We start from the raw sequence: 7,440 nt of genomic DNA on the forward strand, positions 1-7,440 counted from the left end.
TTGGTCACTCGTAAGCCCCCTTAGTTTACAGATATCAAAAAAACCTTCTATTTTCTTGTTTACGCCACCAATTGCTTGTATTTTTCCATGTTGATTGACGGAACCCGTTACTGCCAAATTCTGCTTGATGGAAATATTTGAGAGAGCGGAAAGAATAGCGTATAACTCGGCACTTGAGGCACTATCCCCTTCAACTCCCTCATAGAGCTGTTCAAAGCCTAAACTTATTGAGACCGAGAGCGGCTTATCGAGCGCGTAATTTCCTCTCAAATATCCATCCAATATCATCACACCCTTACTATGAACAGGGCCACTCATTTCAACTTCCCTTTCGATATCAACGACTTCGCCTTTCCCCATAGAAACGCGAGCGGTAATTTTCGACGGCTTTCCAAAAAAATAATCTCCCAAAAATACAATTGAAAGCCCGTTTACCTGTCCGACAACACTGCCTTCGGTATCCATTAAAATGGTACCGTCCTCAATAAGTTCCTGAATTTTATCCTCAATCATGTTGGAGCGATAAGTTTTTTTATCTATAGCTCTCTGAACGTCTTTAGCGGTTACGTATTTATTTCCGTTCTTTTCGGCCCAAAAACTTGCTTCATTTACAAGGTCGGCAACCTCCATAAATCTGGTCGAGAGTTTATTTTGATGCCCCACAAGCCATGAGCCGTATTCCACAATCCGAGCCACCGCTGAGCTGTCAAAATGTTTTAACCCCTCTTTACGACAAATTGCGCTGACAAATTCGGCATATTTTTTAATGTACTCGCCTGATCTTTTCATTTCCACATCAAAATCTGATTTGACCTTGAATAATTTCCTAAAATCTTCATCTAAATTATAAAGAAGGTAATAAATATACGGATTTCCAACCATCACAATTTTAATATCCAGAGGAATTGGTTCAGGTTTTAAGGTGGACGCCGGGAAAATCCGAAACTGCTCACCGATATTTTCTATAGTCGCTTTTCTGCTCCGAAGTGTTCTTTTTAAAGCATCCCAGGCCATATAACTCGTCAAAACATCAAGGGCTCTAACTACTAAATACCCTCCATTGGCACGATGAACGGCTCCCGGTTTTACCATCATAAAATCCGTAATCATGGCCCCGCCAAATTGCACCTGATATTCAATCTGCCCAAAAAGATTATAGTAAGTAGGATTTGTCTCAATCACCACTGGAGCCCCCCGGGTTTTGGAGTTATCAACCAAGACATTCACCGTATATTTTTCAAAAGATGGTTTCGCTGCAATCTCAAAACCAGGGAGGGGAATAAGCGGTTTCTTTTCATTGCTAAAATCTTCATGATTATTCACTATATCTTGCTGAACTTTCTCTAAATAATCAACAATCCTCTCGTTATCTCTATATTCATTCTTTAAATCTTCTATTAAGTGACCAACTGTAAAGAGAACTGTTTCTTTGTCTAATTTGTAAATTAGGTCTTTGATTCCCTTTTCCATATTACGAAGCTTCTTTAAAGAATGCCCTAAATCACTTTTAAGCTGCTCGCTCTCTTCTTGAATCTCTTTTTTCCTTTCTTCGGAAAGTTTGTCATACTTCTCAGGCGTAAGGGACTTTCCGTCAATAAGGGGCAAGGTCGTAACTCCCCCCGGAGAAAACTGAACCGCGAAACCGACTTTGCGAGCATGGTTTTTCAACTCTTTAAGAAGAGCATCTTTTCGAAATTGAAATTTATCTATTATCTCTTCTTTTTTTCTCTCGTAAGCTTCGCTCTCAAAAGCCTTGGGTATTGTTTCTTTGCAATTCTTAACAAGCTCGTTCATGTCTTTGGAAAATTTTTGTCCTTTTCCGGGAGAGAGCTCAACAGCTATTGGAAAACGAGAATCCTCAAAGTTATGAACATAGCACCAATCCGATGGAACCTTCCCTTTTTCGGCAGCATGTTTAACATAAGCCTTAACCGTGGTATCTTTACCCGTCCCCGACAAGCCCGATACGTAGATATTAAAATCCTTCGTCTTTATGTCCAAGCCAAATTCAAGTGCATCGACAGCCCGTTCTTGGCCGATAGTCCCATCCAAAGGAGGCAACTCTTCTGTGGTTTTAAAATCAAGATCATCTACGTTGCATACTTTCTTCAACTCTTTAAAAGAAAGCTCTAACTTTTTTGTCATAAGGATTTCCGAAGATGCTGCTATTATTATTTAGTATATATATTATATTATAATTTTCTTCTTTTATTTTAATTTTCCTTTAATTCATCAAAAGAGATAATTCGTCTACCAAAAATTACAAATAAATATCGATTATTAACACTTTAATATTTTTGGCCGATAGTATTAATATTATTTAAAAAAATAGAAAATAATTAAGGAAATGAAGAATGAAATTTTTTAAAATTTTTTCTCTGATTTTAATAACGATTTTCTTGATATTTAGCCTTATTTTTCTGGTATTTACCGCATCAATTAAATCGACCCTCTTAAATCAGCAGTTTATGGAGGAAGAATTTGATAAGGTAAATATTTACTCCATTTTAAAAGAGTCCATGGTAAAAAATATTGAGAATTCAATAAAGACAGATGAGGTAATGGAGAAAATCATAAGCACCTCAGTTTCTGAAGAATGGCTCAAAAATCAAATCCACCTACTTTTATTAAACACCTACAATTATCTGAAAGGAAAGAACGAAGAAATTGAGTTAAAAATCCCCTTATCCGAAGTAAAAGCCGAAATAAAAAAGAATCTATCAGATGAAATAGAAAACTTAATTCCGCCAGAAATAAAAGACAACCCTCAAGAAGTTGAGGCATTTAAATCGAACTTTGAAACCCAAATTTCTGAAAATATTGATGCAGGGTTCCCAAATGAAATTGACTTGCTCGAAAATAACATCGAAGAGATTGAGGTACTCAAAAAAAATATCTACTATCTCAATTCAATTTTTTACGGACTAATTGTGTTTAAGGCCTTTTTAGTTATCCTTTCGATATTGATACTCCGTAAAACAAAAAGCATACTCAAATTTATAGGAGGAAGTTACCTCGCTGCAGGGTTCATATTATTCCTAGCAAGCACCTTAATTAAATTTGCTTTTGGTGCTGTAATCCAAAAAATCGAGTTTCCCTTAATGCTTGGAGAACAAGCTATTCTGAGAATTTTTGCGGATGCACTTGCTCCCATTAATATGTATAACATCGTCATAGCAGGAGTCGGAATTCTACTACTTGCTTTATCCTTCATAAAATTTTCAACTAAAAAAGAGCAATCTGAACCACTTGCAGCAGAGATAAACTAATAAAGCATTTACACCAAATTCTCTGTAAACAGCCAGACGCTTACAGATTCCAGCCACCAGTTTCCAGGAAAAATGAAAGAACTTTTATTGTTTTTAGTTTTTTAAACCCGGGTGGGTCGGACAAATCGAAACTTGAGGCCGCCCCAATGAAACGAGAGGAAGGCCGGAAAGCCCTCCAGAGGCGGGCAAGCGAACAAAGTGAGCGCCCGAGAATCTGTCTGAGCGTAAGCGAGTTATTCTCGGCCCGCCCGGAGCGAGTAAAGTCGCGGATACGGCCGAGCGTGGAGCATGTTCGACCCACAAAAAAATACAATTAAACCGAGATTGCTACGCTCCTTTCGGTCACTCGCCTACCTGCCCTACCTGCCCACAAAAAATAATTCTTGGACGAGCAAGAAAATGAAGAAAGTAAGTTGCCTATCAACAGGCGAGCAAGCACTGTGTGAGCCGGTGATTTAGAACACTATCGTTCATGCCCAACGGGCACGTAAACTTATTCTCCTCAGGTACATTCAGAGCTTTGCTCAGTATTTGTCGATTCTCCTTCTGCCCCTTCTTTCTTTTCACTCTGGCAGCCAAAGATTCCAAAGATTAAAAATATGGTCAAAAAAATCACAAAAAATTTCTTCAATTTCCCCTCTCCTTAGTTAAGATTATCTATTAAATTGGAAACGAGCTTCATCGTTTCGCTCTCAGAAAGCGTTCCCGGAATCACATAAACCATAAATCTATTCTGTGCCCAAAAATATTACTTTTCTCCACCGGGCTCAGTTACATAAACTTCCACATCTTTAATTCTGGTAGATTTAATTTCCTCAAACCCCTCTTCAAATTTTTTCATTGTGTCTATCATCTTTATGGTCTCTTCACCGCAAGTACTCGAATCGGAGTACTCGGTAATCCAAATACTTAAACCCCCATCGTAATATCCAATAATCATATTATCGGCATTTTTAACCTCGCCTTGATGGGAGCGCACGGCAGTAGCAACAGCTTCTTCTCCAGCAACAATCCTTCTTAGCACAAGTTCATCGACTTTGCTGGGTAAAAAAGATTCCAATCCCTTGGGAGTAAATAGTGAGCATGCCCAGAAGATGGCCGTAAGAAGTATTATAATCAAGAGAAGAAAAATAACTTTTTTAAATTCTTTCAAATTACACCACCTAATCTTTATCCATTTCTTGGAACTCAAACCCTTACTTTAAAATAAAGAGCAAAACATAATTAAAAACGAATAAAAACATTAAAAGGACAGTTGTCCAGCCCACTCTTCTTTTTACCTTTGATTCATATATCATGCCAACTACAACAACAACCGTCATAATAATCGCTACAAGAGAACTTATTATCTGCTGGGGGTCGGCGACTGAAAAAAGTGGCGCTCTTGTGTAAAAGATATCCTCAATTCCTAAAACGAAGATGTTAAAGAGATTGCTTCCTAAAATATTCCCAATTGCCAAATCAATGGCCCCAAGCTTAACTGCCGCAATAGATATGGTCGCCTCCGGCAAAGATGTCGCTAACGCAATGAATAAGCTCCCCACAAAAGTTTCGCTTAAACCACTTAAGACAACAAGGTTCTTTCCGACCTGAGGAAGGAGCAGTGAAAGAACGACAATGATAGTCGCGTGAATTCCAAAAGAAAGGTAGGCCTTATCAAGCGGAATTTTTTTATAGGTCTCTCCTTTAAACTCAACAAACTTACCTTTCTGAAAAAGAAAGATAATCCTCACCCCAAGAAGATAAATGACGAAAATCAAAGGGGTGTATACGCCAATCCAAAAGATAGAAAATAAGGAGAAAGTCCTCTCAATGAAGATGCCGAGTACGACCACCCCAAGCAAAATTACCCCAAAAGAGGCCGAAATTATGTGCCCTTTTTCAATATCAGATAAGACTGACCCAGGTTCATACCATATATCGATTAGAGTAATTAAAAGCAGGTTAAAAAGGCAGGAACCGATAATTCCTCCTATGGCAATATTTGGGACATCTATGATGGCCACAGCGCTTATTCCGCTTATTAGCTCAGGCAATGAGGTCACCGTCGCCAGAAGAATGACTCCTACCCAAATTCTTCCAAGACCAACTTTCTCGGCTATCACATCGCCGTATTTAGCCAGTCTTGAACCTGAAAAAACTATGACCAAACTCACCAGAATAAATTGAAGCAAAGAAACTGAAAGAGAATTCATAAGGGCCCTCCGATAATTCTAGAAGCTTTTAATTAAACCTTCATCCTTTTAAATAAATATCCTCCAAAAAATATCATAAAGGTCGCGAACCCAACCAAAGCAAAAAAGCACACAAAGGGATTTATTTGAGAAGTTCCCAACAGGCCGGCCCTTATCCCTTCAACACCATATGTGAGAGGATTTATGTATGTGAGATACCTTAAAAAAGGAGGCAGAGTGCTTATCGGAAACACTGCGCCGGAAAGACCAAAAACCGGAAAGATTACAAAGTTCATGACGAGCTGGAATCCGTGCATATCTTCCATTGGTGAGGCAAAAGCAATTCCCAAAGCGGTAAAAGACAAGCCAATTAGCACCATAAACAATATTGCAACCAAAAATCCTGTCACGCTGGAAACGCTCCCGCCTAAAAATAGAGAGAACACCAAAATTATGAGCCCCTGGATAAGGGCAGTGGTAGCTCCTCCCAATGTTTGACCCAGCATTATTTCCACCCTTGAAACGGGAGCCACCAGCGTCTCCTTTAAAAATCCAAACTGCTTATCCCAAATTATCTGTATCCCGGAAAACACCGAAGTAAATAAGACACTCATAGCTACAACACCGGGAATGATAAACCTGATATAATCGTGCTCCATTCCGGGGACACTGACAACGGAGTTGAGACCAAACCCGAGGATTAGCAGAAAAAAAAGGGGCATGCCCAAACTTCCAATAATCCTGCTTTTCGAACGCAGATAACGCTTTACATTTCTCAACCAAATCGTATATATCGTATTCATTTATCTTCTCATCTCAGCCCTTCGCATCATTCGCATATGCTCTACCGAACCTGCCTCTTCTTCCCTTATGGTTCTACCCGTAAAATACAAAAAAACATCTTCAAGGGTTGGTTTGTGAACATTGATGGACTTTATCTCAATATTATTCTGACACGATAGATTGACAATTTCCGCAATATGTTTCTCCGCGTCAGTTACGTTAATTGTAAGCATTCCATCGTGCTCTTTCGAGGATTTATACCATGGAAATTCCTCTACATATAAACGCAACGGTTCGGCACTGGGTGTCTCAACCGTTATTACGTCACCGCCTATACCATCCTTTAAATTTTTCGGGGTATCGAGCGCGATAATTTTACCTTTATCGATAATCGCCATTCTATCACAGAGCCTGTCCGCCTCCTCCATATAATGGGTTGTAAGGATTATGGTGACATTTTTCTCCGTACTTAATCTCTGAATATATTCCCAAATATGATTTCTCGTTTGAGGGTCTAACCCGAGAGTCGGCTCATCTAAAAACAAAACCTTTGGTTCATGCATCAACCCTCTTGCAATTTCCAAACGCCTTCTCATCCCACCGGAAAACTTCTTAACAAGGTCATTTTTTCTTTCATCTAACTCTACCAATTTCAAAAGTTCTTCAATTTTTTTAATCCTTGTGTCTCTTGGAATATGATAAAGCCGTCCGTGAAAATCCATGTTTTCATAGGCAGTAAGTTCCTCGTCTAAACTGGGGTCTTGAAAAACAATTCCGATAGATTTTCTGACAGCATCCCTTTGTGTCCATATATTAAAACCATTGACACTTGCTTTTCCAGAAGTTGGATTAAGCAGGGTTGCCAACATCGATATGGTCGTGGTTTTCCCGGCCCCGTTGGGACCCAGGAAACCAAACACCTCTCCTTCTCTAACTGTGAAACTCACGTTATCTACTGCTGTAAGATCGTTAAATCTTTTTGTTAAACCTTCAAGGATTATGATTTCCTTTATCCTTTCGCACCTTCTTTAACTTTTTATTTGCCCATATATCAGCAAGAGCAGTGAAAACCAAAACAACCACCTGGGAATCAACCCTACAATATATAAGGTAAGAGGTAAACTCACAAATAATAAGAGCAGACACTTAAAACAAGGAAACTCTTTGCTACAATTTTCTGCTCAGCTGTGCCCCCTCACCCTTCTCTTTCAACT

At 39.0% G+C, this 7,440-nt stretch carries 7 protein-coding genes; 1 reads left to right on the forward strand and 6 read right to left on the reverse strand.

All coding sequences use genetic code 11. From position 1 onward, the window contains the following. A partial coding sequence (locus Q7U95_RS07330; RefSeq protein WP_308753230.1) for an AAA family ATPase occupies positions 1-2,145 on the reverse strand: 2,145 nt, incomplete at its 3' end. A 323-nt stretch (positions 2,146-2,468) separates the two neighbouring features. Between Q7U95_RS07330 and Q7U95_RS07335 the strand changes: the two genes are divergently transcribed. After that, the gene (locus Q7U95_RS07335; protein WP_308753232.1) at positions 2,469-3,269 is read left to right on the forward strand and encodes a hypothetical protein; all 801 of its coding nucleotides are present in this window, start codon (positions 2,469-2,471) and stop codon (positions 3,267-3,269) included. Between the two features lie 502 nt (positions 3,270-3,771). Here the strand turns inward: Q7U95_RS07335 and Q7U95_RS07340 are convergent. The 5 genes from Q7U95_RS07340 to Q7U95_RS07360 all read right to left on the reverse strand — a co-directional run bounded on the left by Q7U95_RS07340 (position 3,772) and on the right by Q7U95_RS07360 (position 7,239). Continuing rightward, on the reverse strand, positions 3,772-3,900 hold the full coding sequence (locus Q7U95_RS07340; protein WP_308753234.1) for a hypothetical protein: 129 nt from the start codon (positions 3,898-3,900) through the stop codon (positions 3,772-3,774). Between the two features lie 117 nt (positions 3,901-4,017). After that, positions 4,018-4,422 carry a hypothetical protein gene (locus tag Q7U95_RS07345; RefSeq protein WP_308753236.1) on the reverse strand — a complete coding sequence of 135 codons (405 nt, stop codon included), beginning with the start codon at positions 4,420-4,422 and terminating at the stop codon, positions 4,018-4,020. Between the two features lie 43 nt (positions 4,423-4,465). Next, the gene (locus tag Q7U95_RS07350; RefSeq protein WP_308753238.1) at positions 4,466-5,464 is read right to left on the reverse strand and encodes a hypothetical protein; all 999 of its coding nucleotides are present in this window, start codon (positions 5,462-5,464) and stop codon (positions 4,466-4,468) included. Positions 5,465-5,496: 32 nt separating this feature from the next. Next, positions 5,497-6,246 carry an ABC transporter permease gene (locus tag Q7U95_RS07355; protein WP_308753240.1) on the reverse strand — a complete coding sequence of 250 codons (750 nt, stop codon included), beginning with the start codon at positions 6,244-6,246 and terminating at the stop codon, positions 5,497-5,499. After that, positions 6,247-7,239, reverse strand: coding sequence for an ATP-binding cassette domain-containing protein (locus Q7U95_RS07360; protein ID WP_308753242.1), 993 nt, complete (start codon positions 7,237-7,239; stop codon positions 6,247-6,249). Between the last annotated feature and the right edge of the window lie 201 nt (positions 7,240-7,440).

Origin of the sequence: Candidatus Oleimmundimicrobium sp., assembly GCF_030651595.1 — a bacterium.
Classification (GTDB): domain Bacteria; phylum Actinomycetota; class Aquicultoria; order UBA3085; family Oleimmundimicrobiaceae; genus JAUSCH01.

Bases quoted from the DNA above. Each gene is read 5' to 3' on its own strand.
- Q7U95_RS07335 (WP_308753232.1), top strand. From the start codon at position 2,469: ATGGAGGAAGAATTTGATAAGGTAAATATTTACTCCATTTTAAAAGAG.
- Q7U95_RS07350 (WP_308753238.1), bottom strand. From the start codon at position 5,464: ATGAATTCTCTTTCAGTTTCTTTGCTTCAATTTATTCTGGTGAGTTTG.
- Q7U95_RS07355 (WP_308753240.1), bottom strand. From the start codon at position 6,246: ATGAATACGATATATACGATTTGGTTGAGAAATGTAAAGCGTTATCTG.